This is a genomic window from Micromonospora sp. CPCC 206061 (assembly GCF_036906915.1).
Classification (GTDB): domain Bacteria; phylum Actinomycetota; class Actinomycetes; order Mycobacteriales; family Micromonosporaceae; genus Phytohabitans.
Genome location: NZ_JBAKHX010000102.1, coordinates 1 through 23,644 on the forward strand (window position 1 = coordinate 1; position 23,644 = coordinate 23,644).

Sequence of the window (23,644 nt, forward strand, 5' to 3'; positions counted from 1 at the left end):
CTCAAAGAACAAACACACACCAAACCACCGACCCCCCAAACCAGGAGGCCCGCCCTTGGGGCAACTGCTCTATCTTACCTGCCGGACTCGTTCTGTCAAGCCGGATCTCCGGCCCAACTTTGCTTCGTCCGAACGTTCCTTCGCGCACGCACAGACCGATCATCTCGATCAGCGCCTCGAAGGGGGAACCTGCAGACCGGCCGCCGCAGCTCTCGCTGCACGCTCGCCCGGATCTCTGCCGGCTTGTCTACTTTACCCGGTCGGCTTCGCTTTGCCAAATCGGCTTCCGCACCGCCCGTTTGCGCTTGGTTCCGGCCGCTCTGCCCTTGTTGGGCGAAGTGTCCGTACCCCGTGCGCAGAGAGAAAGTTACGCGGCCTCCGCCCCGAACGCAAATCAGCGTATGTCGATGGCTTGTCGCCGTCGTAGGGTGCAAGCGTGGACTCCGGGTATCGCGCCGAAGACGTGCTGCTGGGCATGCTCTTCCCGTTCTGGCAGCTCGTCATCGCCGTCCTCGTCGTGGTGACCCTCGTGCTGTCGGTGCGGCGGCTGGCCCAGCGCGGCCGGTCGCGGATGATGACCGCGATGCTGATCAGCGGCGGTGTCGTGATTGGCTTCACCGTGATCGGCGTCCTGCTTAGCTAGATCCGGCGAACTCGCGCCCGCGGGGTCTGGATCGAGCCTGCGGCTTGCCCAATGTCTTGCGAACCCTCGCCGGCGAGGCGCGACGGGGAGGCGGCAGGTCCTGGCGCTCACGATCACCGGGGCCGGCGGCTCCACGCCGTCAGTGCTCTGCGGCCCACGCGCCGATCAAGGAAGATCGCATGGATCAAGGGCAAACGCACGTGGAAAAGAGATCCATCCACGTGCATTTGCCCTTGATCGACGTAGAGAGCGGGCCGCGCGCCCGAGCGCGGCTCCCACGCGCGGCGGGCGCGGCCGGCGGACGGGCGACGGGCGTGGCCGGTGGTGTGGCCCGGCTAGAGGCGGCGGTTGGCCAGGCTGGGGAGTTCTTGGCGGATCGCTGCCAGGCGGTCGAGGTCGAGGTCGGCCACCACTACCCCCGTCGTGTCGGGAGCCTGGGCGAGCACCGTGCCCCACGGGTCGATCACCATGCTGCGGCCGAAGCAGGTGCGCCCCGGGTCGTGGTCGCCGATCTGGCCGGCGGCTACTACGTAGCACTGGTTTTCGATCGCCCGCGCCCGCAGCAGCACCTCCCAGTGGTCGCGACCGGTGTGCATCATGAACGCGGCCGGCACGACCAGGACCAGGGCGCGCCCGGCGACCGCCAGCCGCCGGTACAGCTCCGGAAAGCGCAGGTCGTAACAGATCGACAGACCCACCCGTACCCCGTCGATCTCGACCACGACCGCCTCGGTGCCGGGTGCGACGGTCTTCGACTCCTGGTACGAGACCCGTCCGGGGATCTCCACGTCGTACAAATGGATCTTCCGATAGGTAGCGGCGAGCTCGCCGTCACGGTCGAAGACCAGCGACGTGTTGTAGGTGCGCTCGGCGTCCGGGCCGGCTTCGTGGAACGAGCCGGCCAGGACCCACATCCCCAGCGTGCGCGCCGCGGTCGCGAAGTACGCCGCGAATTCCCCGTCGACGGGCTCCGGCTTCGGCACGCCGGCCGCCGGCCCGAGATAGTCGACGTACTCCGGCAACACCGCCAGGTCGGCGCCCGCGGCGGCCGCCTTCTTGAGCAGCTCACCGGCCGTCACCAGATTGGTCGCGCGATTGTCGCGGGTGTTGAGCTGGCACACAGCTACGCGCATGCCGCCCAGATTACGGGCTACGTCGTGGTGAGGACGAGTGCTGTCGCCGCCAGCCCGAGCCCCATGATTTGCAGCAGGCGCAACCGCTCCCGGTCTATGGCGAGCGCGAGCAGCACCGTGCTGGCCGGGTAGAGGGCGGCGATCGCGGCGACGATGCTGAGGTGGCCACGCACGGCGGCCGCCAGATAGAGCGCGTTCGCGACGATGTCCAGGGTGCCGGCAACGATGGCCCACGGCACCACCGCGCGGGGCAGTCGCAGTGACGTTCGCGTGCGGGCGAGCAGGAGCAGCCCGACGATGATCGAGCTGACCCGGCCGGCCGCGAGCGGCCACATGCCCGCTTCCTCCGTCGACTGGCCGAGCAGCGAGAAGAAGAGCCCGAAGAGCAGGCCGGCGAGCAGGGAGATTCCGATCAGCCGGGAGGTCACCGCGCGGCGGTCACCACCCGGGCCGAGGCTGACGAGCGCGATGGCCAGGACCGCCAGTCCAGCTCCGCCCAGGGCAAGGGCGCCAGGGGTACGGTCGGTGAGCAGCCCGGCGACGATTGGTACCACGGCTGCGGTGACCGCCGTGACCGGAGCGACCACGGCCATGGCGCCGCTTGCGAGCGCCCGGTAGAGCAGGACGATCCCGCCGAAGCCGGCGACGCCGGCGCCGACGCCCCACGCGATGTCGGCGAGCCCGGGGGTGCCGGGCACGGCCAGCAGGCACACGGCGAGCGCCGGCAGGCAGAAGATCTGCGACGCGACCGTCACCGCCAGCGGCTCGGCGCGCTGCGACGCCTTACCGCCGGAGAAGTCGGCGGTGCCCCAGACGAGGGCGGAGACGGCAGCGAGGACAATGGGCAGCACCGTGCAGTCGTATCACAATGTTGACCGCGAAGGACACTGTGTTGACCAACAATGTGGCCGCACTCACCGCGGCCGTGGCCGGGCACGTACGCGCGCTGCGCACCTCCCGAGGCTGGTCGCTCGACGAGCTGGCCGGGCGTTCAGGCGTGAGCAAGGGCATGGTGGTGCAGATCGAGGGGGCCCGCACCAACCCAAGTGTCGGCACGCTGGTCCGGATCGCGGACGCGTTCGGTGTGACGGTGGCGCGCCTGCTCGAACCGGCCGAGGACCGCACCGTGCACATCTCGTCTGCCGACGACGCGCCGCGACTGTGGCGGGGCGACGCCGGCGGGTTCGGGCGGCTGCTGCGCGGGCTCAACTCCCCGAGCTTCACCGAGCTGTGGGAGTGGATCTTCGTACCCGGTGACCGGCACGCCTCTGCCGAGCACGCCCCCGGTACGCGGGAGATGCTGCACGTGTTGGAGGGCGAACTGACCACGACCGTGGACGGCGTCGATCACGTGGTGCGCACCGGCGAAACGATCGACCTGCTCGCCGACCGGCCGCACGGCTACCGCAACGACGGCACCCACCCGGCACGGATCGTCATGGTCGTCGTGATGCCACCCGGCGAATGGGACCGCCGGCAGGGCTAGCCGCCTCAGCCACTGATGATCCGGCAGGCTCAGGGACAGCGCGGCGTCAGGCGCGGGTCGTGCCGATCAAGGGCAGTCGCGTCGATCAAGGAAGAATGCACGTGGATCGGAGATCCAAGCACGTGCGTTTGCCCTTGATCGATGGGAAAGAGGCGGGAACGCCGGTGCGCGGCGGCCGCCGCGCACCAGGGCGGGCTAGGCGGTCTTTTCCTCGCGGTGTTCGCGGCGGCGGCGGCCGGTGAACTCGCGCGGCACGATCGTCGGGTAGACGTTTTCGAGAACGACCTCGCGCGTGATCAGCACTCGGGCGGCGTCGGGGTTGCTCGGCACCTCGTACATCACGGAGAGCAGGACCTCTTCCATGATGGCTCGCAGGCCGCGCGCGCCGGTGCCGCGCAACATCGCCTGATCGGCGATCGCCTCCAGCGAGGAGATGTCGAACTCGAGCTCGACGCCGTCGAGCTCGAACAGCCGCTGGTACTGCTTCACGTACGCGTTGCGCGGCTCGGTGAGGATCTTGATGAGCGCCTCACGGTCGAGGTTGCGCACCGTGGTGATCACCGGCAGGCGGCCGATGAACTCAGGGATCAGCCCGAACTTGAGCATGTCTTCGGGCATGACCTGGCTGAAGATGTCGTCGGTCGACCGCTCGGACACCGCGCGCAGGTGGGCGCCGAAACCGAGGCCACCCCGCCCGACCCGGGACTCGATGATCTGGTCGAGCCCCGCGAACGCGCCACCGCAGATGAACAGCACGTTGGTGGTGTCGATCTGGATGAACTCCTGGTGGGGGTGCTTACGCCCGCCCTGGGGTGGCACGTTGGCCACCGTGCCCTCAAGGATCTTGAGTAGGGCCTGCTGCACGCCCTCGCCGGAGACGTCACGGGTGATCGAGGGGTTTTCGGACTTGCGGGCGATCTTGTCGACCTCGTCGATGTAGATGATGCCCGTCTCGGCCCGCTTGATGTCGTAGTCAGCGGCCTGGATCAGCTTGAGGAGGATGTTTTCGACATCCTCACCGACGTAGCCCGCCTCGGTGAGCGCCGTGGCGTCGGCGATCGCGAACGGCACGTTGAGCATGCGGGCGAGCGTCTGGGCCAGGTGCGTCTTGCCGCAGCCCGTGGGGCCGATCAGCAGGATGTTGGACTTTGCCAGCTCGACAGCCTCGCCGCCGTTGCCCGGCGCGCCTGCCGACTCGGCCTGGATGCGCTTGTAGTGGTTGTAGACCGCCACGGCGAGCGCCTTCTTGGCCTGGTCCTGACCCACCACGTACTGGTCGAGGAACTGGCAGATCTCCATCGGCTTGGGAAGCTCTTCCCACTTCACCTCGCCGGACTCAGCCAGCTCCTCTTCGATGATCTCGTTGCAGAGATCGATGCACTCGTCGCAGATGTAGACACCTGGACCCGCGATGAGCTTCTTTACCTGCTTCTGCGATTTACCGCAGAAGGAGCACTTGAGTAGGTCGCCACCGTCACCGATCCGTGCCACCTACGTTCTCCTAGCGCTCATCAGCCGGTGAGCCGGCCCCTGGCCTGAGGACGGTCATGCCATTGATCTTGGTAGTGCCACCGGCGAGGTCGCCGGACGATCTGTGCACCTCGACGTTACCCGGTGCCGGAGGTTTCTCCGACCCCCAAAATGGGTGTGTCAGGAGCCAGCCAGTGTACTTCCCTCGTACTGGCCCCTGATCCCCAAGCAATCAGCTGCCGGCGCCAGCGCCGACGAGGCCCTTCTTTCGGCTGGCCAGGACCGTGTCCACCACGCCGTAGTCCTTGGCCTCAGCGGCCGTAAGGATCTTGTCACGGTCGATGTCCTTGCGGACCTTCTCGACCGGCTGGCCGGTGTGGCGCGCGTACAGCTCCTCGAGCTGGTTGCGCATCCGCATGATCTCGCGAGCCTGGATCTCGATGTCCGAGCCCTGGCCGTAGCCGCCCTCGGTGGCCGGCTGGTGCATGATCACGCGGGAGTGCGGCAGGGCCATCCGCTTGCCGGGCGTGCCGGCAGCGAGCAGCACCGAGGCGGCGCTGGCGGCCTGCCCCAGACACACGGTGACGATGTCCGGCCGGACGTACTGCATGGTGTCGTAGATCGCCGTCATGGCCGTGAAGGAGCCGCCGGGCGAGTTGATGTACATGGTGATGTCGCGGTCGGGGTCGGTGCCCTCGAGCGTCAGCAGCTGCGCCATCACGTCGTTGGCGGACGCGTCGTCGATCTGCACGCCGAGGAAGATGATCCGGTCCTCGAACATCTTGTTGTACGGGTTGGACTCCTTGACCCCGTACGACGTGCGCTCGACGAACGACGGGATGATGTACCGGTTGTAGACCGACAGGCCTGCCGGAACCTGTAGCTCAGTCATCGTGCCTTCCTCAGCTCAAAGTGCCGGCGCCGGTTGGAACCTGGGCCGCCCCGGTGATCACGTGGTCGATGAAGCCATAGTCCTTGGCCTCCTGCGCCGTGAACCAACGGTCGCGGTCGGAGTCGGCCTCGATCTGCGGCTGCGACTGCCCGGTGTGGTGCGCCACCCGCTCCTGGAACATCCGCTTGGTGTACAGCATCTGCTCGGCCTGGATGGCGATGTCGGAGGCCGTGCCGCCCATGCCACCGGACGGCTGGTGCATCATGATCCGCGCGTGCGGCAGGGCATACCGCTTGCCGCGGGTGCCGGCGCAGAGCAGGAGCTGGCCCATTGAGGCCGCCATGCCCATCGCGATCGTCGCCACGTCGTTGGTGACGTACTGCATCGTGTCGTAGATCGCCATGCCCGAGTACACCGAGCCACCCGGCGAGTTGATGTAGAGGTTGATGTCACGCTCGGGGTCTTCCGCCGCGAGCAGCAGCAGCTGCGCGCAGATGCGGTTGGCGACCTGGTCGGTGACCTCGCTGCCCAGGAAGATGATGCGCTCCTTGAGCAACCGGTTGTAGACCGTGTCGTCGAGGTTGCCACTGAGCGCGTCGCCGCCCCGGGCGTCAACGGCCCGGATCGACGTCGCTGGGATGTGCAGATCGGTCATGGCAAGCCCTTCGCAATATGTCTCCGTACGACCGACCTTAACCACTGGTGGCAGGCTCGGCTTCCGCGTTCGCTGTCAGCGCACGCGCACGGCGTACCCGATCAGTGGTCGTGGTCGTGCTCGCCGGCGCCCTCGGCGCCGTCGCCCCGGAGCTCGTCGAGGCTCAGCTCATTGCCGGCCGCGTCGCGGATCTTTACGCGCTCCATGACCACGGCGAGCGCCTTGCCCCGGCGGACGTCGCCGAAGACGGCACCCGCGGTGCCGGAGCGGACCAGCTGGTCGTAGTACTGCTGCGGCTGAATGCCGGCCCGCTGGGCCCGGTGGACGATCTCGTGGCCGAACTCGTCGTCGCTGACCTGTACCTCTTCGGCCTCGGCCAGCGAGTCGAGCAGCAGCTGGATCCGGACACCCTCGGTGGCGGCCTCGGCCAGCTCCTCGTCGACCTGCTCCTCGGTCTTCTCCTCGGCGGCCAGGTACTCCTCCAGGGAGGCGCCGATCCGCTCGAGCTGGTCGACCATCGCCTGCTTGCGGTGCTCGACCTCCTCCTTGACGACACCCTGCGGCGCCGGCACGTCGGCGGCCTTGACCAGCTCGGCGAGCGCCTTGTCGCGAGCCGCGTAGAGCTGCTCGACCTTCTTCACCCGGGTGATCCGGGCCAGCAGGTCGTCGCGCAGCTCGTCGAGCGTGTCGAACTCGCTCGCCATCTGGGCGAACTCGTCGTTGAGGTCGGGGAGCTGCTTCTCCTTGACCGTGCGGACGGTCACCGACACGTCGGCGTCGCGCCCCGCGTAGTCGCCGCCCACCAGCTGCGTGACGAAGCTCGCGGACTCGCTGGCCGACATGCCCACGAGCACGTCGTCGAGGCCCGGCAGAAGCTGCTTGCTGCCCACCTCGTGCGAGATGTTGGTGGCCGAGCCACCCGGCACCTCTTCGCCGTCGACCGTGGCGGCCAGGTCGATCTGGACGTAGTCGCCGACCTGGGCGGCCCGCTCGGCGGTCTTCAGGGTGGCGAAACGCTCCCGCAGGCCACTGATCTGCTCGTCGACCTCGCTGTCACCGATCTGCAGCTCGTCGACCGTGATCTCGATCGCCGACAGGTCGGGCAGCGTGATCTCCGGCCGTACGTCGATCTCAGCGGTGAACACCAGCGGCTCACCGTCTTTGAGCTCGGGGAACGTCTCCAGCTCCGGCCGTCCGAGCATCTTTACGTCGTGCTCGCGGACCGCGGCGAGGATCTGCGCCGGGATGGCTTCCTGGGCCGCCTCGTTCAGCACGGCGGCGCGGCCGACCCGCGCGTCGATGACGGCGGCCGGCACCTTGCCCTTACGGAAGCCCGGCACCTGAACCTGGGCGGCGATCTCCCGGTACGCCTTCTTGACGCTCGGCTCAAGCTCGACGAACGGCACCTCGATGGCGAGCCGCACCCGGGTCGGGCTCAAGGTCTCGACGGTGCTCTTCACAGGCGTACTCCTCGATGGATCACATGGCTTTTGAACGCACGGGGCCATTGGGAGTCAACCATAGCCGGCCGACCACGCTCACACCCGGTCACGGGAACGCCGCGACCTGCGCAAACGCGCCGGCGGCGGCGCAGGCCCACGGTACGCGGTTTGCGCGATTGCGACCACAGAGCACGGAAGGGTAGCCGTGTCGGGGGCCGGCCCGCTTCATGGTTCGCTGCGCGTCCCATGTATCGCCGCATGCTGATGTTCGGGTCTCGGACAGCCGGGCAGTTGGAGCGCGGCCTGGGCCGGCATCGGGTCGCCCACGCGCTGGGCGAGCTACATTCCGCCAGCGCGGTCGACCGGCGTCCGCCGCAAGACCCGCTGGACGCCGGTGGGGCCCGAAAATGTGATCTCCGCCCTGCGCCGGCGCGGCAGGCCGAAGCTCGCCGACCCGGGGTGACAGCTGAGCCAACGATTAGGCGCCCCTCACGACGTGAAGGGCGCCTAACTCATGTCGGGGTGGCGGGATTTGAACCCACGGCCCCTCGCTCCCAAAGCGAGTGCGCTACCAAGCTGCGCCACACCCCGTAGCCGTGAGAAGTGTATGCCGTCCCTCCCACCGCTCGTTGCCCGGTCCACGTGTGGCGGCATGCCGGGCGCGGAGATGACCGGCGACCCAGTACGCTAGGGGCCGCACTCCGGGATGCCGGGGTGCATGCGGGCGTAGCTCAATGGCAGAGCTTCAGTCTTCCAAACTGACGGTGCGGGTTCGATTCCCGTCGCCCGCTCTTCTCGCTCCGGCCCAGGTCAGCGGCCTTTCTGTCCGACCTGGGCTCTCGTCTTCTCAGCCGTTCGGGATCTTGCGGGCCATTACCGGGCCATTAGCCGGCCTTCTTCCTCTTCCGAGCCTTCGGCCGCTCCCGCGCGATCCGCTTGTCCATACCGGCCGCGATCTCGCGGTCCCGCTCGCTGTTGGCGTGCTGGTAGATGAGCGCGGCTCGCATCGAGGCGTGGCCCATGCGGTGCATCAGATCGCGGGTGCTGGCTCCGGTCGACGCGGCGAGGTTGTTGCCCGTGTGCCGTAGGTCATGGAAGTGGAAGCCATCGGGGAGACCGACCGCCTTGACTGTCTCCGTCCACTTCACCGCCCGACCGAAGTTGCCGCCGCGCAGGAGTGCGCCCTTCTCCCCCGTGAACACGAGCGCTTGGGGCTCGTCGCCGACATGCTCCTTTAGATGCGGACGAAGCGCGACGAGCGCCGCCGCTGGCAAGGTGACCGACCGGTTGCCGGCCTCGGACTTGGGCGGCCCGAATTCCATGCGGTCGCGGAGCGCGGCGAGCTTGCGCGGCACGCGGACGACGGCCGCGTCCAAGTCGACATCGCAGCGCCGGAGCGCGGCCAGCTCCCCCCAGCGAAGGCCGGAGAACGCGGCCACCAGGACCAGCGCGGAAAAGCGCGGCGGCATCGCCTCCGCGAGCTTGTAGACCTGGGCCACGGTGGCGACCGATCGCTCTGGTGTGTGGTACCGGTCAAAGCCCTTGATGCGGCATGGGTTCTGCCGAATGATCTCGTCTTCCTTCACCGCCGTGTTCAGGATCGCGCGCAGCAACGAGTACGCCTTCACGGCTTGCGGCTCCGGTGTGCCGCCGTCCAGGAGGGTCTTACGCCAGCTCCGGATGGTCTGGGGCTTGATGGCGCCCAGGGCGAGCTTGCCGAGATGCGGGCGGATGCGGAGCCGGAACAAGTCCTCGTAGTTCTCGCGGGTGCGCGGCTGGAGCTTCCGCTCGGCTATCCACTTCCGGCCGTACTCATCGAGCTGCACCTCGCCGGCCTCCGGAGCGGTCCAGTCGCCCTTGATGATTTCCGACTCGATGATGGTTAGCCACTTCTCGGCCTGCTTCTCGGTCTCGAAAGTGTGCGGCGCGGTCCGCTCGATCCCGTCCGGCCCGATGTAGCGGGCTTGGAACCGGCCGGAGGCACGCTTGCGGACGTTGCCGAAACGGCGGCGGCCCTTCATGTTGGCCATCAGGCTGACTCCCTCAGGTAGCGGCGCAGCTGCGCGCGAGAGATGGGTACGACGCGGTTTTGGTCGATGTAGTCGGCGACGGCGGAAGGCTCGAAGCGCACCAGGCGGCCGACCTTGACGTACTCGATGCGCCGTTCCGCGACGAGGCGGCGCACGAATCGGGGTGTTGCTTTCAGTCGAGCGGCAACCTCATCGGCGGTCAGCAGCTCGTCATCGGTCATACGGTTCTCCTCTGGTTAGGCGGCTTGCTTGAGTTCGTGACCCGTTGCCGAAAGCCGTGTTGGGCTTGGCGTAGGTCTTCGCGCCATCGGATGCGGGTGGAGATGGCGCGTAGGAGGCGGTGTTCCAGGGGTGGGATGTCGGGGTCGTCGGGGCGTGCCAGCTCGAACCGGTACCGGTCTGGTTGATTCGCCTCTTCCTCGCCGGTCTGCTCCGCGAGGACGGCCCTGATCCAGGCCCTGTTGTCGGCGCGGTGGTCGGCGAGGGTCTTGCCGGACCATTGCCGAGAGACCAGGACGCGGCGGCCGGTGAAGCCGAGGGTTGCCCGTTGGTGCACTTTGCCGGAACAGCGGCCGGGGACGAGGCCGGGCTTTGCTCCGTCGGGTTGGATGCCGTAGAGCAGCCAGTTCGCGCACGTCGGCGAGCACGGCAGGGTGGACAGTTCGGCGTGGAGGCGGTCGAAGTGCGCCCGCTGCGCGTCCGAGTGCGGCGAGGCGTGGTCGGTGATGTCCTTGGTGACGTACTTGGTCACGTACCGGATCGCCCGTTCCGCGTCCTTGGTGCCCTGCTCGATCCCCCGCGCGTCGATCCGTCCGAGCTTCGCCACGTAGGCCGGCACTGCGTCGTCGTCCTCCAGGGCGTCGAGAGCCTCCGCCCAGGTTTGCAGCGGCTGGCGCGTCTTGGGGTCGACGTACGCGCCCCGGTCGGCGTCCCAGACCGGGGGACGGTCCACTGTGTAGACCAGTCGGTCGAATGCTGGCCACCAGACCTGGTGATAGGTCGCGGCGGCGACCTGCTTGAGCAGCCGGCGTGGGAGGGTGCCGCGGATGGCGAAGTGTGCGTGTGGCGCGAGGCGGCGTTGGAGCTCGACGGCGCCGGCGTATTGGACGTTCCAGCCGGCCGCGCGGCGCAGGTTCTGCCACCACCGGTCCAGGACCCGGGCGAAGTGGATCGCGTCCAGGGCGGCCCGCCGGTAGTCGTAGGCGTCCGGGTCGATCGGCGTGCCTAGCACGTCATCGCGTTGGCCGTGCCGGGTGCCGCACTCGCAGGGCAGCACGTACGGGCCGCGTCGGATGTGCTGGTGCACCGCACCGTGCGAGTCGAGGGTGAGCGTGATGAGCATGGACGGCCGGTGGGTGCGACCGGTCTTGCCGGCGTAGGTGCGTCCAACGGTGCGCTTGTCGACCGGTAGGCGTGGCAGGTCCGGGGTGTCCTGCCGCCGTTTGGTGGAGCGGGTGCGGCGTGGTTGGTGGTCGTCGCGGTCGCGGGGTGTGAGGTGGCCGCGTAGGTCGGACTCTTCGAGGACCTGGTCCAGCTCGATGATCTGCGCGTCGATGTCGGCCAGCCGGGCGGCCCGCTCGTCCGGGGTCATGGGCTGGAACATGAGCTGTTCGCGCTCGAACTCCAGGTGCGCCCGCGACCGGACCAGGTCCAGCAGCTCATCGGCCGGCCGGTCCGGGCGGATCGCCGGCTCGTCTGCGAGGTGCCAGCCTTCACGGATCTGTTGGATGCGTAGCCGCCGGTTGCGTTCGGCGCACGGCTTGCACTTCGCGGCCAGCCGGGCACCGCACGGCACCTCGACCACCTCTGTCAGGCCGGTGGTGGTGTCGGTGCGCCGCAGGGCGAGCGGGCGGACGCACACGCCGTACTGCTCCGCGAGCAGTCGCAGGGCGTCCTTGGCTAGGGGTTGGCGCATCCTCGCCGCGCGGGAGCCGGGCCGGGGGTCTACGGGGTGGAGTTCGGTCACTGGCCCGCCTCCTTGCTCAGCGTGGCGCCGTTGCGGGTGGGCAGTCCGATAACCGGCACCAGCGCCGACCGGGCAGCCGTAGGTGTGGTTTCGGTCTCGCGGATCAGGCGCAGCAGTTCCGAGGCGGTTCCGTTGGCGACCCGCATCGCCGCGCGCAGCTCGTCCCGGCTGATCGGCCGGCCGGTCGCCGTGCGGTGTTCGGCGGCGAGCCTCCGCGCCGTTTGGATCAGGTCGACGGTCACGCCGGCCGGGTCCGCGCTCTGCTCGTGACGGTCGTCCTGCTTGTCCTGGGCTGTGACCTGCGCGGGTACGGCGTGGGGACGATCTTCGTCCTGGGCCGTCCTGTAGTCGTCCTGGGCGGATGACGGCGCCGGGACGGTCAGGACGAGCTTTGACAGGCCGAGGAACGCCAGCGCCGGCACCGAGGACAGCAGCCAGCCGGACAAGCCAGGCTTCGCCACCGCCAACTGCGCCGCCAGGGACAGCGCCACGGCGGCAACGAGCAGGAACAGCGGATACCCGACCGGACCGCCAGCACGCCGACGACGCCGAATAGTGAGCAGCGCGGCGAGTGGGATGAGTTCGGAGATCGCGGCATTCGCCCAGCCGAACCAGTCCCCGGTCCCGGCCGGGGAGTTGTGCATGGTCCAGTCGTGTACGTGGGTGAACGACGCCGCACCCGCGAGGCCGCCGACGGTGAGGAGGATGAGGACCAGGACCACGCTCTCGACACGCTGTGCGTTCATGCGGCACCTCCGGCCAGGGCGTAGCCGGCCGCCAGGTCGGCGATGTCGTCGTCGGTCAGGTAGGACAACCGCACCCGGACCGGCTCGCGCACCCCGTCCACCGCCACGTACGCGACGCCCGGCGCTGTCTCCGGGATCTGGTCGCAGAGGGCACCGCGGTCGCGGGCACCATCGCCAAGGACCATGTCGACCTGCTCGTCCTCCGTGAGCCGCAGCCCGATCCGTGTCGGGAACAGGTCCCGGAACGGCAGCACGTCCTTGCGTGGGTCCTGCAACGCCGCCACCACATACACGCCCACCGCACGACCTTGCGACAGCAGCAGGCCGAGAGACTCCCGGATGCGTTCCTTCACCTTCCGGTCGGAGATGTAGGCGGTCAGCGCGGCCAGCTCGTCGACCAGGACCACGATCGCCGGATCACCTGCCGTCGGTGTGTGCTGACGGGAAACCCCGCGCAGCCGCGCCGCGCGTTCCTTCATGCGCTTGACGGCCTCTTCCAGGACGCCGGCCATGGAGTCCGGGTCGTCGTAGGCGAACCGGGCAAACAGGGGGCGTCCGGCGGCGAGTTCCATGCCGCCCTTGGGGTCGAACACCCACAGCTCCACCAACCCCGAGCGGATGCCAGATGCGAGGGAGGAGATCAGCGCCCAGATCACCGAGCCCTTGCCCGAGCCGGTCGCACCCGCGATCAGCAGATGGGAGCCGGCCAGCCGCAGCCGGTAGATTTCGCCGTCTTCACGCACGCCCAGGGGTAGGGCGGTGAAGTCCGGGGCGGCCGGCACCGGCAACGGCCCGACAACTGAGGCGAGCGGGTCCTTGCGGAGGAACCGCAGCACCACTCGATCCGGCTGATCCGTCGATCGGGCACGACCGTCCCGGACCCGGAAGGTGTAGGCGAGGCGGTGTGCGGCGGCGGCCCAGTCGTCCGGGATCTGACCGGGCAGGAGTCGGACGGTGACCTCGTCACCCCACCGATCGCAGCGCACCTGCTGGACCCGAGGCACGTAGCGGTCGCCATCGAACGCGATCGCCAGCCCGCAGGTAGCCATCGCCGAGGCCCAGCGTCGTTGGTAGACCCACACCCGCCGCAGCCGGGCGACCGTCGGGTACCAGCCGAACCGCAGCCAGCTCGTCGGGTGCAGCCGCCACCAGCTCCCGCACACGACAGCGAACGCCGTCACGGCGACGACCAGGGTTGGCCAGCCGTAGCGGCCCCACACCCACAACAAGAGTCCAGCCGGGCCGGTGGCCCACCAGTAGCCGATGAGGAACACGGCGAGGCGGAACAGGCCACGCATCGTCCAGTACGGGACGAGCAGCCACCAAGGGACGCGCCACATCGGCAGCCGCACGTTCAACGGCGCGGTCGGGATCTTGTCCCCAGGGATCACATTGATCAACGGCACGACAGTCGTCACCTCCCCTCGGGCGTGGTGGGCAGCGGTAGCGGAAGCTGGGCCGACGAACCGGGACGCGGCTTACGGCGACGAGCCACGCGCGGCGTGCCGGCAGCGGGAGCGGGCACGTGGGCGGTCATGGACGGCAGCCACCGGCCCCCACCCAGCACCGCCCGCGCGTCGGTCGGGTCAGCAACGTAGACGGCGATGCTCGCCGGATCGAGGTGACCCATCCGGACCACGGTGCGCGCCAGGTTCGCAGCAGGGGCGGAGATCTCCACCAACGCCGCCACCCGCAACACATCGACCGGACATCCGATGTAGACAGTCCGAACAGCAGCGATACTAGGAGCGGCAAGGCGACGGACGACGGTACGGCGCACGGTCACAGCAGCCACCACCCCAGCCGCGACCACCGCGGCCTCGCCAGGGTGCGACGGCAGCGCTTGCACGCCATGTGCTGTAGGTCGAACTTGCGCGGCTTGACCCAGACGCCGCAGTGCGGGCAACGGATCTCATCCACCAGACACGGCCGACCGAGCCGAGGCAGAAGCGGCATCGTGGTCACCGGCCCTCCCGCAACTCAACCGCCCGACGGCGCGCGACACGAGCCAGCTCAGCCGCCTCAGGACCGTTGCTGGAGGTGGTGTCCTCGGCCGCGACGCGTGCCAACAGGGCGGCCTTGCGGTCGTACCAGTCCGCGCGCTCCGCAGCGGTTGCCGACAGGCCCGGCATCGTGCGCAGCAGCGCGGACAGCTCAGCGCCGAAGGACGAGGTCATCAGGACCACCCCCGATCAGCGTCGACCAGGCGCAGCCCGTACGCGGGCGTGACGACCGGTGTGCAGGCGTCGCAGATGGTCACGTGTGGCGGCATCGCGGCGAGGTCGTCGCAGATCTCGCAGTGTCGCCAGACCTCGCCGCGCCGGGTCGTGACGCGGACGAGATGAACTACGGTGGGCACAACGGCCCTCCCTTCACGGGTTTGGGTTGGAGGTGCGGGGTGGACCGGGGTCTCTTGGCGGGGAAATCGGCCCGCCCCGCAGACTTTCCAGAGATCAGGCAGCGGCCGGCACGACACCAGCCGCAGCCGGGCGGATCGCGGTCGCTCGCAGCGAATAGGCCATGCGGGCCTTGCAGTCACCGGCCGGCTTGCACCGCTGCGAATCCACATAGGGCGTCAACGTCAGCCCGTCGAACTCCACCGACGGCGGATACCCCGGCACCATCGAGGTCGGCAGCACCGGACGATGCGGGGCGATCACCTTCACCTTGACCTCAGTGGACCGGCCGAACCGGCCCGCCTCGGGGTCCAGGTCCATCACCCGCACCACCCAGATCCGCTCCCCCGAGTCCTTATCCCGCGCCTGATCATCGCCCTCACCCCGGCGGTCGAAGTCGACCTGCGTGTCCACACCCAAGGCGAGCGCGCCGTGCGGGAAAACGTACTCGAACGGGACCGGCACCCGTAGCGACAAAGGAACCATGAAAACTTGCCCTCCCCACAGACCGCCTAGACGGTCACTTGACTTGTCGAGTTGTCAACAAGTGTAGCGAGGAGAGGCTGAGCGTCAACAGAGTCGCCGCGATGAATCTCTACAAGTTTGCGATCACCGCAACGGGAACGAATCCTCAAGCTCGTGACGGTTCGCCGGCAGCACAGCGTCGACCGCGAGTTGCGGCTTGCCGGCCATGTCGAACACGGTCATCAGCACCGTGATCACCGCGTCCTTACGGCCGATCTTCAGCAGCTCCGCCTCCTCCGCCGTGGGCAGGCGGGCGGAGATCCGTTCGGTCGCGTGGTCGAACTGGACACCCTTGGCAGCGCCGATATGGCGCAACAGCCCGGTCGTGAGAGCCTCCGGCTTGCCGACATCGGTACCGGCCGCCAGCTCGACCGGTATGTACGCGGTCGCCAGCTCCACCGGGCCGACCTCGGAGGCGACCAGGCGGCGGCGCGCGATGACCGGCGTCTCCGGGTCCAAGTCCAGGGCAGCGGCGGCCCGAGGTGGCGCCATCACCGGGCCGACCCGGAGCACCGTCACCGAACCGGCCGCGGTCTGATCGAGCAGACCCGCCACATGTTCAGGCACGCGCCTGGAGCCCGCCGCCGCACGCGGGCGGACAAAACGGCCCTTGCCCTGCCGCGACTCGATCCAGCCATCCTGCTGAAGGATGCCCAGCGCCCGCACCACCACCGGCCGGGACGCGTCGAACTCGGCCGTGAGCTGCGCCTCGCTCGGGATCGCCGTGCCGGGAGGGTAGGTGCCGTCCTCGATCCGCTGCTGGATCGCGTTGACCACCATCACGTACTTCGGCGGCGCAACCTCCATCGGCATCGCGCACCACCCCTCATCAGATCGACAACTCGTCTTGTCGAGACACTAGCGCTCCGTCACCGCTCCCGGAAGACCCCCACCCGAGCGACACGCCGAGAACGGGCAGGTAAACGCGACTGCCGCCGCCCGCCCCGATGGTGTCCGGGGCAGACGACGGCAGCGCGTCGAAGATCTACAGGCTGTCGCTCGGCGGGTGCTCAGTCGCGTGGCGCACGCCGGCCCAGAAACCCTCCATGAACCGGACCACCGCCTCCGCCAACCGCTCGCACTGCTCCGGACTTATGGGGATGTTGTCCTGATCAGCGACCGCCGCGATCCGCTGCGCCGCCGCCGCGACCGCAGCACCGTGGGCATCCGCGTTGATCGTGCCGGTCATGCCGCCACCCCCATCTTCAACCGCTGATCCTCGGCGGCGAACTGGCCGGCGATCCGGTCGATCACCTGCACCGACTCGGTCACCGGCAGCGCCAGACCCGCGAGCGCGTCGAAGGTCTTGCCGTACAGTTCGGCCCCCTTCGACTCGATGTACAGCCGGCCGCCCAGATGCTCCACATACGCCACCGGCGGGTACGGGGTCGGCATCCGGAACAACGTGAACCCACCCAGGTAGCCCGGATGCCCGGCCGCGTGGGCCGGCACCACCCGCACCTGCACCGGCAGATCCTCACGACCGCAGAACCGGACCAGATGCTCCAACTGCTCCCGCAGCACCGTGACCCCACCGACCGGACGGTGCAGGATCTGCTCCTCGATCAGCACGTCGATCCGCGTCATCGGATCACGCTTACGGATCACCTTCTGCCGCTCGGCCAGCAGCGCCAACCACTTCTCCACCTTGAACGCCGGCCCGTCATAGCCGTGCTCGGCGTGAAACAGCGCCTTGGCATACGCCGGCGTACACAGCAACGGCGGAACCGCCATCGTCGCGTACGAACAGATCCGCTCCGCCCGCTCCTCCAACCACAGACAGTCCACGAAGTCCGGGTCCTCGATCGCCGACTGGAAGTCCGGCTCCCACCGGTTCACTCGCCATGCGTCCCGCGCCAACTGGATCAACCGCTCACGTTCGGCCTCAAGGTGCACGCCGTACGCGTCCAGCAGCGCGACCACGTGATCGTGCCTAAATGGCCACTCCGCCCGCTCATACCTGGCCAATGTGGAGAACTCGACGCCGATGTACGCGGCGACGTACTTCAAGGTCAGACCGCGCTCGTCGCGCAGCTCACGCATCCGCTCGCCCAACCACCGCGCGCGCAGACTCTGATCGAACTTCTCTCTCTTCGTGGGCATCACGCCACCTCACTCGACAGGGGATTTTGGAAGGCACCGGGGCAGGCGGGCATTGTCGAAACAGAAAGGGAGGCTCGACGCCGGGACCCGCCCCAGTGCCAGCTCACGACCCAGCCGACACGGGAACGCCAGCGCAGTCCGGGCACGGCCGACGCCGCAACAACACCGGCGCCTCACCAGCCCGCACCACACCACGAGCACTGGACAACCGCCAGCCACGGCCCTCACAAGAACGGCAAACGCTCGTCACGCTCGGCTCGGTCATGCCAACGACCATCGCGTGCAGGCAGCCGCCAAACCATTACAGCGACTGATACATGCAGTGGATACCGCCGCCCAGCGAGACTCTTGATCAGCTAGGCGCGCGGACACCAGCCGCATCGAGCGCAGTACCCCACGGGAAGGACGTGACCCGCCCGCCGCCGGTGGCAGGCCGATGCGGCACCCACTCGCCCGGTCCAAACAGAACCCGGACGCCCTCCGCCCGCAACGACTCCACCGCTTCCACGAACGGCTTCCGGCCCGCCAAGGCCGAATTGACGAACGGCAACACAGCAACGGGCACGCCGCGTCCGATCGCCTCGCCGAGGATGCTCAGCGCGTAGGTGTCGCCGATGCCCAGTGCGAGCTTGCAGACCGTGTTGAACGTCGTCGGCGCGACCACGAACGCGTCAGCGTCCGACGGCGAACGGCCCCGATCCTGCGTCGGCTTTCGATGCTCGCTGCGCACCGTGCGGCCGGTCATGGCTTCCAGCTTGGGCACGTCGAGAAACGGCACCGCATCCGGTGTCGCGACCACATCAACCGCCCAGCCACGCTCCTGAGCCAGCTCGACGATCCGGTAAGCCTCGCCGGCCGGGCCGGCGGCGCACACGACGACTGTCAGGAACTGACGAGGCTGCTGTTCGGTCACCGCTCCACTGTGCCGTATCGGCTAGCCTTCCGTGGCTCGCCGCCACTCCACACGCAGGCCGCCGCCTTCTCTGGCTATCCGGGTGATGTCGAACCCGGCCAGGCCGAAAGCGTCGAACCAACGTGGACCCTGATCGTCATCGGCGCCGAACGCGACAACGCGATCGACCAACTCCCCGGCGAGGCACCTATCCGCCAACGCCGACCCTCCAACAAGGAGCACGAAGCGAACACCGCCCGCGTAGAGCGCCTTCAGCGCGTCGGTGGGATCGCCGAGCAGCGGCTCAGCAGGTAAGTGGAGGATGTCGCGCCCGTGACTGTCGGCTGCCGCCTCCTCCACCTGGCCATCCGGGTACAGGACCGCATCGAAGCCGAGCCGCAGCTTACGAACGTCTGCCTCCGAGACCGACGAGCCGTCGAGTCGCCGAACGAGCGTCACAACCGGACGGCCCGTCGACAGCGTCGTCAGCGAGTCCCCGAGGACGAGCCATGCCTCCTGGGCCAGAACACCGACTTCCACGTCAACGCCAGCGGCCCGCAGAACCGCAGCACCACCCTCACCGCGCGATGTCGGATCAATCAGCGCGATGACCACACGGGCGACACCAGCGTGGAGGAGCGCCTGCCGGCAGGCCGGCGTACGCCCAACGTGGTTACAGGGCTCCAGCGTCACCACGGCAGTGCCGCCACGCGCCCGCTCGCCGGCCGCCGCCAAGGCGTGCACCTCAGCGTGCGATTCGCCCTTACGCTCGTGGTATCCGGTGCCGACGATCGCGCCGGCCGCGTCGAGGATCACGCAGCCGACCGGAGGGTTAGGGCTAGTCGTACCAAGACCCCGAGCGGATAGCGCGATCGCAAGGCGCATGGCCTGGATCTCTTTCTGGCTCGCCACCGCTACGCGGCCTCCCCTTCCAAGTCAGCCAACAACGCGCCTACCGACGCCAACTCTCGGTGCGGCACCAGCTCCGCGCCCACCTGTTGGATCTCGTCCAGGATGCGCCGCGAGCCGGCATCCCTGGCCATGGGAACCGCAGCATGCGCGGTACGCGCCGCAGCCTCCGGCTGCTCATCCTTGACGTACGCCATCGCCATCCGACCCAACGCCGCCGCACGATCACGCTGGTAGACCGCCGGCAACGCCGGAATCGCCCGCTCGAAGATCTCCAGAGCCGTACGAGGCTGGCCGAGCGTCAGCCAACATCCGGCGCGGTGGACCTCGATGTAGCTCGCTGTGCAGAACGAACCGTGCCCGCCGCGCGCATCGCCGACCGTGTCATTGGCCGCCCACTCATGCGCCTCATCGAGAAGCGTCTGCGAGCCTCGCTCGTCGCCCTGCAAGGCCCGGCCGCACGCCTCCTGTACCCGAAGAGCCGCCCGCATCGGAGCGCCGAGCCGATCCTCACCCCGCCGCGCCGCCCGCGCCAGGCCGATCACCTCGGCGGCATTCGCAGCACCGACCGCCGCGGACTGCTGGGAACGCCGGTAGCCCGTCCAGGCCAGCATCTTGTGATCGTCAGCCTCGTAGGCCCACTCCAACGCCTGGAGCGTCCACCGACGCGCCCGCTTCATGTCCCCGGAGTCCTCGTACAGCCACGCGGCAGACTCGGCGTACTGGGCACCGAGGCGAATCACCCGGCCCCGCTGCTCCTCACTCTCACCGACGCTGGGAAGCAGCGACTGCAAGACCGAGATCTGGTTGCGCACACCTGCCAACGCGAACCGCGGACCCAACAGGTTGTGCGTCTTGACCAACTCGTGCCACTGCCTACCGAGGTGAATCAGAATCTCGTCCAGGTGAGCCGCAGACGTGAACGTGACGCGGCCGGCCAGGCTCGGATGAGTCGCGACGTCAACGAGCGTGTCAGCAAGACCGTCCAGCGCGAACGCCTCCGCCAAAGCCGCCACCCCGCCATGGATGAAGGCCCGACGGTTAAGCGGCACCACCAACTCCCGCCCGTCAACGCGAAGCCGGAGCTGTAGCTCGGCCGACTCGACGAGCTGGCGTCGCCCGTCAATCACATCGGTGGTGTCGACAACCACGGTAGGCAGGTTCTCGCGCGCAGCCGCCAGGCGCGGCGCGAGGCCGAAGGCCATGCGAGCATCGTCTGGCGTTTGAAGGCCGTCTAGGACGCGCTCGGCGACGTCAATCGCGGTCACCTGGCGGGAGCCGGAAATGATCGTGCTGACTTGGCCCTGCGTCATCCCGACCGCGATCGCGATCTGCGTCTGACTCGCGCCGCCGTACTTGGCCACGAGACGGAACAGGGAGCCGAAGTCTCGATCCCGGAGCGCAAGGCGGACATCGTGGCGCTCCCAGAAGCCGGCCGCTAGCCGCAACGGTTGTGGAGCCCGTCCGCCCATCGATCACCCCAGGTCATCGACTACACGCCGTTGGACCGGCGTTGCCAACAGTCAGCGTACCGGCCGATGCCCGAAGGCCAAACCGATCTTCCGTTGGGGTGGACCGTTCGGCGTTCACCCATGAGAGCCTGAGCCAAGCTACGGCGAAACGCGATCACCGAAGGCGAAGAGACATGCGCTGGACTGTGCACAGCACTCGCTCCGTTTATCAGAGCCCATGGGTCGAAGTATGGCTCGACGACGTGGAACTTCCGGACGGAAAGCGGATCGAGCACCACAACATCAAGTTTCCTCGGCCGTCGGTCGCCGTAGTGGTCGTTGACCAGGACCATACACTCCTGCTCTGGCGCCACCGGTACATCACGAACACCTGGGGATGGGAGATTCCCGCCGGTTGGGCCGAGCCCGGTGAAGACCTTGCTGCCACTGCCGTCCGCGAGGTACGCGAGGAGACCGGCTACATGCTGCGCAAGGTCGAGCCGCTGACCACCTACCACGCCATGACCGGCATCAGCGACCAACAGTTCAATATCTTCCTCTGCACCGACACGACCCACGACGGCGAACCAACGGACACAGCGGAGGCGACCCGAATCGAGTGGGTACCGCTGGCGGATATCTCCAATCTCGCTACGTCCAGCCAAATCACAGACGGGCCTTCACTCACGGGACTCTCGTACTACATCGGCATTCACCAGCGTCGCTCGGAACGACCGGACGACCGGCAGTCCCCGACGACGAATGCCGACGATCGGCGGGCAGCATCGTGAGAACCTTCTGTACGTCTTCAAGGCGGCCCGAAACGGGCCGCTCGCGCCGCGGCCTGGGCGCGCGCCCGCCGGCTCCCTCGGCCGGTCGCCACTGCCACGCCTAACGCCCGTCGACTGGCGCGAAGAGCAAAGACCCTCGGGACCGCCGAAGATCGACAGGGCCGAGGGTTTCGTGATGGGTGCTAGGCCAGCAGCCGGCCGGCGAGCTGTACGCGGGCGTGGTCGCCGCGCGGGCGTCGTCGGCGAGGTGGCGTACCGTGGTGGTTGGGCTTACTGCGCCTCCGGCGGGGGCGCTCCGGAAGATCGTCGGCGGGTCGCGGTCCGTGGGTGGTCGCTTAGCCATCCCGTCTGCCATCGACCCGGGCAAGCCGAGCAGACCCTGCCCTGGGCGCCAGCCGCCGTCCGACTGTCAACGTCCGCTTGACATGGCACCCCGGGCGGCGGCCCGCTCCACTACGGTGCGGGTCGACGGCAGACGGATGGCGCCTCATACCAATTTGTACGATCGAATCCCTCATTCTTCATCGGGAGGTTCTGGGAAATGTGTCGCGAGGTAGACGAAGACACCGCCAGCACTTAACCCAGCGCTCGCGAGTCGTTCCACCACCTCGTCAAGCGGAACTTCGTACTCGCTCTCAAGGTGTTCCTGCAGCTCTTTTCTCCGGACGCGAATTTCCTTAACGGTTTCCTTAAATGCGGTTTCATCTCTGGACTGCTTGAAGCCGAACCAGAGGTGTGCTCCCAGCGCAATCAGCAACAATGGTCCATAAAAGCTAGCAAATGCACTTACGGCAACGGCCCACTCACCCGATGGCGCCACGACCGAAGCTTCATTGCCATAGAGGGACAACAGTGAGGCATATATGAAATGCAATAGGCTTGGCTTGCCCTCATAGCTAAACTGAAAATTATCCGCCTTCCATATCGCGTAGTTAATCAGAGTCAGCCCAATCACGGATTGCATGAATAACCAGACAAAGGATGCGAGCGCGATAAGAATGCTAGCGCTCGTTCGACGATACCTATCCAGAAGAAATACGTAAAAGTCCGCAATCTTGACGGTCATTAGCCCTGCGGATACCGACTGAATAAACTGCTCGAGTTGGGCCTTATCGAACTTTGTAATCGCATTGCTGCGAAGCTCAGGCTTGATGCCTACAGTCGAGAGGAGCCCCGGGGTCTGGAATTTCTTGGCGATAAACTCCTTTTGGCTCTTCAGAAACTTCGACGGAGCTATGGCCGATTTGACCCCGCGCACATAGTGGAACAGTAGCGCCACGAATAGCAGAGCAGCCGCAATAACAAAGATAAGGGAGTTGGTCGAGAGAATAATCGCCAACACAACGACAATCTCGACGGTGCGTATAAGGAAGTTTCGCCTAAATCGATGGAAGAACGAAAAGCCAAGGTTGGCTACCACAAGCACCAACGTCCAGCTCTTACAGCGATATAGAAACCGAGGGAAGTACCAAAACAACACGACTAGCGGAAAAACTGCGAAATAGACCAACCACAGTATATTCTTTTGAGCTATCGCAAGAAAGAGGGCCAAGGCTGCAAGGATCACGAAGAACCGATAGTCTGCAACGAAGCTCCACGATGGAGCCAGCCTATTCAGAAGGAAACGATCGATGTCGAAGAGGGCCAGCTTCGTAATCGCCAAAGACCAAAGGACGATCGCGGTCCCATTTGCGATCCGAAACCGCCGCTTCCAGTTAATCTTGCGTCGGGGTTGACCTGCTTCCTCACCACTGGACCGGCTAGGTAGTCGATCCAAGACGCTTGCATCGACTTTTTCCCAAATAGTCAGAGTTGCCACAAGATCACCCTTATGTCTAGTACGACCGACAAAGTCTAAAGCAACAGCAGCCACTTCCGCACAGACTGTAGGTCGTCGTTCTGACACAAAGTGACCATGCGGGACAAGGACAATCAGACGCCGTGCCGCTGCGTGCCCGATCCGGCGGTCAGCAGCGGTCGACAGCAAGACAAACCGTCACGGCCGACCCTGACGCCTCTGCCGAATTGATCTCTTCTGGATCAAGGCGCCGTGTCGGCGCTCACGTAATTCCCCAGCTGTAGCGGTCTGACGCTCACGTAATTCCCCACCCGGT

General features: G+C 67.3%; 25 protein-coding genes and 2 tRNA genes. 4 read left to right on the forward strand and 23 right to left on the reverse strand.

What is annotated here, in order from left to right; translation table 11 throughout:
• The first annotated feature begins 436 nt into the window (after positions 1-436).
• Positions 437-643, forward strand: coding sequence for a hypothetical protein (locus V6V89_RS36900; RefSeq protein WP_334624323.1), 207 nt, complete (start codon positions 437-439; stop codon positions 641-643).
• Positions 644-978: 335 nt separating this feature from the next.
• Here the strand turns inward: V6V89_RS36900 and V6V89_RS36905 are convergent, their stop codons facing one another.
• Entirely contained in the window at positions 979-1,776 is a 798-nt protein-coding gene (locus tag V6V89_RS36905) for a carbon-nitrogen hydrolase family protein (protein WP_334624298.1), read from the reverse strand.
• 17 nt (positions 1,777-1,793) lie between these two features.
• Entirely contained in the window at positions 1,794-2,627 is an 834-nt protein-coding gene (locus V6V89_RS36910) for an EamA family transporter (RefSeq protein ID WP_334624299.1), read from the reverse strand.
• A gap of 41 nt (positions 2,628-2,668) precedes the next feature.
• On the opposite strand from V6V89_RS36910, the gene V6V89_RS36915 reads away from it, so the two are divergent.
• Positions 2,669-3,262: a helix-turn-helix domain-containing protein gene (locus V6V89_RS36915; protein ID WP_334624300.1), complete on the forward strand. Its 594-nt coding sequence runs from the start codon at positions 2,669-2,671 to the stop codon at positions 3,260-3,262.
• A gap of 195 nt (positions 3,263-3,457) precedes the next feature.
• On the opposite strand, the gene clpX is transcribed toward V6V89_RS36915, so the two are convergent.
• The 5 genes from clpX to V6V89_RS36940 form a co-directional block, all read right to left on the reverse strand.
• Entirely contained in the window at positions 3,458-4,753 is a 1,296-nt protein-coding gene (gene clpX, locus V6V89_RS36920; protein ID WP_334624302.1) for an ATP-dependent Clp protease ATP-binding subunit ClpX, read from the reverse strand.
• A 211-nt stretch (positions 4,754-4,964) separates the two neighbouring features.
• On the reverse strand, positions 4,965-5,624 hold the full coding sequence (locus V6V89_RS36925; protein WP_334624303.1) for an ATP-dependent Clp protease proteolytic subunit: 660 nt from the start codon (positions 5,622-5,624) through the stop codon (positions 4,965-4,967).
• Positions 5,625-5,634: 10 nt separating this feature from the next.
• The gene (locus V6V89_RS36930; protein WP_265254411.1) at positions 5,635-6,279 is read right to left on the reverse strand and encodes a ClpP family protease; all 645 of its coding nucleotides are present in this window, start codon (positions 6,277-6,279) and stop codon (positions 5,635-5,637) included.
• Between the two features lie 101 nt (positions 6,280-6,380).
• Entirely contained in the window at positions 6,381-7,739 is a 1,359-nt protein-coding gene (gene tig / locus V6V89_RS36935; protein ID WP_334624304.1) for a trigger factor, read from the reverse strand.
• 499 nt (positions 7,740-8,238) lie between these two features.
• Positions 8,239-8,312, reverse strand: a tRNA-Pro gene (locus tag V6V89_RS36940).
• Positions 8,313-8,441: 129 nt separating this feature from the next.
• Here V6V89_RS36940 and V6V89_RS36945 point away from each other — a divergent pair.
• Positions 8,442-8,512, forward strand: a tRNA-Gly gene (locus V6V89_RS36945).
• Between the two features lie 93 nt (positions 8,513-8,605).
• Here the strand turns inward: V6V89_RS36945 and V6V89_RS36950 are convergent.
• From V6V89_RS36950 to V6V89_RS37020, 15 genes are all read right to left on the reverse strand, one after another.
• On the reverse strand, positions 8,606-9,751 hold the full coding sequence (locus V6V89_RS36950; RefSeq protein ID WP_334624305.1) for a tyrosine-type recombinase/integrase: 1,146 nt from the start codon (positions 9,749-9,751) through the stop codon (positions 8,606-8,608).
• Positions 9,751-9,972 carry a helix-turn-helix domain-containing protein gene (locus V6V89_RS36955; protein ID WP_334624306.1) on the reverse strand — a complete coding sequence of 74 codons (222 nt, stop codon included), beginning with the start codon at positions 9,970-9,972 and terminating at the stop codon, positions 9,751-9,753. The genes V6V89_RS36950 and V6V89_RS36955 overlap by 1 nt, the downstream gene beginning before the upstream one ends.
• Positions 9,969-11,666 carry a replication initiator gene (locus tag V6V89_RS36960; RefSeq protein ID WP_334624322.1) on the reverse strand — a complete coding sequence of 566 codons (1,698 nt, stop codon included), beginning with the start codon at positions 11,664-11,666 and terminating at the stop codon, positions 9,969-9,971. Before V6V89_RS36960 ends, V6V89_RS36955 begins: the two co-directional genes overlap by 4 nt.
• A gap of 47 nt (positions 11,667-11,713) precedes the next feature.
• On the reverse strand, positions 11,714-12,463 hold the full coding sequence (locus tag V6V89_RS36965) for a DUF2637 domain-containing protein (protein WP_334624307.1): 750 nt from the start codon (positions 12,461-12,463) through the stop codon (positions 11,714-11,716).
• The gene (locus tag V6V89_RS36970) at positions 12,460-13,869 is read right to left on the reverse strand and encodes an FtsK/SpoIIIE domain-containing protein (protein ID WP_334624308.1); all 1,410 of its coding nucleotides are present in this window, start codon (positions 13,867-13,869) and stop codon (positions 12,460-12,462) included. The genes V6V89_RS36965 and V6V89_RS36970 overlap by 4 nt, the downstream gene beginning before the upstream one ends.
• 8 nt (positions 13,870-13,877) lie before the next feature.
• Positions 13,878-14,153, reverse strand: coding sequence for a hypothetical protein (locus V6V89_RS36975; RefSeq protein ID WP_334624309.1), 276 nt, complete (start codon positions 14,151-14,153; stop codon positions 13,878-13,880).
• Between the two features lie 271 nt (positions 14,154-14,424).
• Entirely contained in the window at positions 14,425-14,640 is a 216-nt protein-coding gene (locus V6V89_RS36980; RefSeq protein WP_334624310.1) for a hypothetical protein, read from the reverse strand.
• On the reverse strand, positions 14,640-14,822 hold the full coding sequence (locus tag V6V89_RS36985) for a hypothetical protein (RefSeq protein ID WP_334624311.1): 183 nt from the start codon (positions 14,820-14,822) through the stop codon (positions 14,640-14,642). The genes V6V89_RS36980 and V6V89_RS36985 overlap by 1 nt, the downstream gene beginning before the upstream one ends.
• A gap of 94 nt (positions 14,823-14,916) precedes the next feature.
• Positions 14,917-15,345, reverse strand: a complete 429-nt coding sequence (locus V6V89_RS36990; protein ID WP_334624312.1) for a hypothetical protein — start codon at positions 15,343-15,345, stop codon at positions 14,917-14,919.
• 123 nt (positions 15,346-15,468) lie between these two features.
• On the reverse strand, positions 15,469-16,197 hold the full coding sequence (locus V6V89_RS36995; RefSeq protein ID WP_334624313.1) for a GntR family transcriptional regulator: 729 nt from the start codon (positions 16,195-16,197) through the stop codon (positions 15,469-15,471).
• A 172-nt stretch (positions 16,198-16,369) separates the two neighbouring features.
• On the reverse strand, positions 16,370-16,573 hold the full coding sequence (locus tag V6V89_RS37000; protein WP_334624314.1) for a hypothetical protein: 204 nt from the start codon (positions 16,571-16,573) through the stop codon (positions 16,370-16,372).
• Positions 16,570-17,487, reverse strand: coding sequence for a helix-turn-helix domain-containing protein (locus tag V6V89_RS37005; protein WP_334624315.1), 918 nt, complete (start codon positions 17,485-17,487; stop codon positions 16,570-16,572). The genes V6V89_RS37000 and V6V89_RS37005 overlap by 4 nt, the downstream gene beginning before the upstream one ends.
• Positions 17,488-17,839: 352 nt before the next feature.
• On the reverse strand, positions 17,840-18,400 hold the full coding sequence (locus V6V89_RS37010; protein WP_334624316.1) for a flavoprotein: 561 nt from the start codon (positions 18,398-18,400) through the stop codon (positions 17,840-17,842).
• 21 nt (positions 18,401-18,421) lie between these two features.
• Positions 18,422-19,291 carry a bifunctional diaminohydroxyphosphoribosylaminopyrimidine deaminase/5-amino-6-(5-phosphoribosylamino)uracil reductase RibD gene (gene ribD, locus V6V89_RS37015; protein ID WP_334624318.1) on the reverse strand — a complete coding sequence of 290 codons (870 nt, stop codon included), beginning with the start codon at positions 19,289-19,291 and terminating at the stop codon, positions 18,422-18,424.
• Positions 19,292-19,293: 2 nt separating this feature from the next.
• On the reverse strand, positions 19,294-20,760 hold the full coding sequence (locus tag V6V89_RS37020) for a helix-turn-helix domain-containing protein (protein WP_334624319.1): 1,467 nt from the start codon (positions 20,758-20,760) through the stop codon (positions 19,294-19,296).
• A gap of 173 nt (positions 20,761-20,933) precedes the next feature.
• Between V6V89_RS37020 and V6V89_RS37025 the strand changes: the two genes are divergently transcribed.
• A complete protein-coding gene (locus V6V89_RS37025) occupies positions 20,934-21,530 on the forward strand; it encodes an NUDIX hydrolase (RefSeq protein ID WP_334624320.1) in 597 nt (198 codons plus the stop codon).
• 514 nt (positions 21,531-22,044) lie between these two features.
• Here the strand turns inward: V6V89_RS37025 and V6V89_RS37030 are convergent.
• On the reverse strand, positions 22,045-23,349 hold the full coding sequence (locus tag V6V89_RS37030) for a hypothetical protein (RefSeq protein ID WP_334624321.1): 1,305 nt from the start codon (positions 23,347-23,349) through the stop codon (positions 22,045-22,047).
• Positions 23,350-23,644: the final 295 nt, after the last annotated feature.

Coding starts and splice junctions, on each gene's coding strand:
- V6V89_RS36925 (WP_334624303.1), bottom strand. CDS start 5,624: ATGACTGAGCTACAGGTTCCGGCAGGCCTGTCGGTCTACAACCGGTAC.
- V6V89_RS37005 (WP_334624315.1), bottom strand. CDS start 17,487: ATGCCCACGAAGAGAGAGAAGTTCGATCAGAGTCTGCGCGCGCGGTGG.
- V6V89_RS36950 (WP_334624305.1), bottom strand. CDS start 9,751: ATGGCCAACATGAAGGGCCGCCGCCGTTTCGGCAACGTCCGCAAGCGT.
- V6V89_RS36995 (WP_334624313.1), bottom strand. CDS start 16,197: ATGCCGATGGAGGTTGCGCCGCCGAAGTACGTGATGGTGGTCAACGCG.
- V6V89_RS37020 (WP_334624319.1), bottom strand. CDS start 20,760: ATGGGCGGACGGGCTCCACAACCGTTGCGGCTAGCGGCCGGCTTCTGG.
- V6V89_RS36955 (WP_334624306.1), bottom strand. CDS start 9,972: ATGACCGATGACGAGCTGCTGACCGCCGATGAGGTTGCCGCTCGACTG.
- V6V89_RS36905 (WP_334624298.1), bottom strand. CDS start 1,776: ATGCGCGTAGCTGTGTGCCAGCTCAACACCCGCGACAATCGCGCGACC.
- V6V89_RS36930 (WP_265254411.1), bottom strand. CDS start 6,279: ATGACCGATCTGCACATCCCAGCGACGTCGATCCGGGCCGTTGACGCC.
- V6V89_RS36990 (WP_334624312.1), bottom strand. CDS start 15,345: ATGGTTCCTTTGTCGCTACGGGTGCCGGTCCCGTTCGAGTACGTTTTC.
- V6V89_RS36980 (WP_334624310.1), bottom strand. CDS start 14,640: ATGACCTCGTCCTTCGGCGCTGAGCTGTCCGCGCTGCTGCGCACGATG.
- V6V89_RS36965 (WP_334624307.1), bottom strand. CDS start 12,463: ATGAACGCACAGCGTGTCGAGAGCGTGGTCCTGGTCCTCATCCTCCTC.
- V6V89_RS37025 (WP_334624320.1), top strand. CDS start 20,934: ATGCGCTGGACTGTGCACAGCACTCGCTCCGTTTATCAGAGCCCATGG.
- V6V89_RS36960 (WP_334624322.1), bottom strand. CDS start 11,666: ATGCGCCAACCCCTAGCCAAGGACGCCCTGCGACTGCTCGCGGAGCAG.
- V6V89_RS37000 (WP_334624314.1), bottom strand. CDS start 16,573: ATGACCGGCACGATCAACGCGGATGCCCACGGTGCTGCGGTCGCGGCG.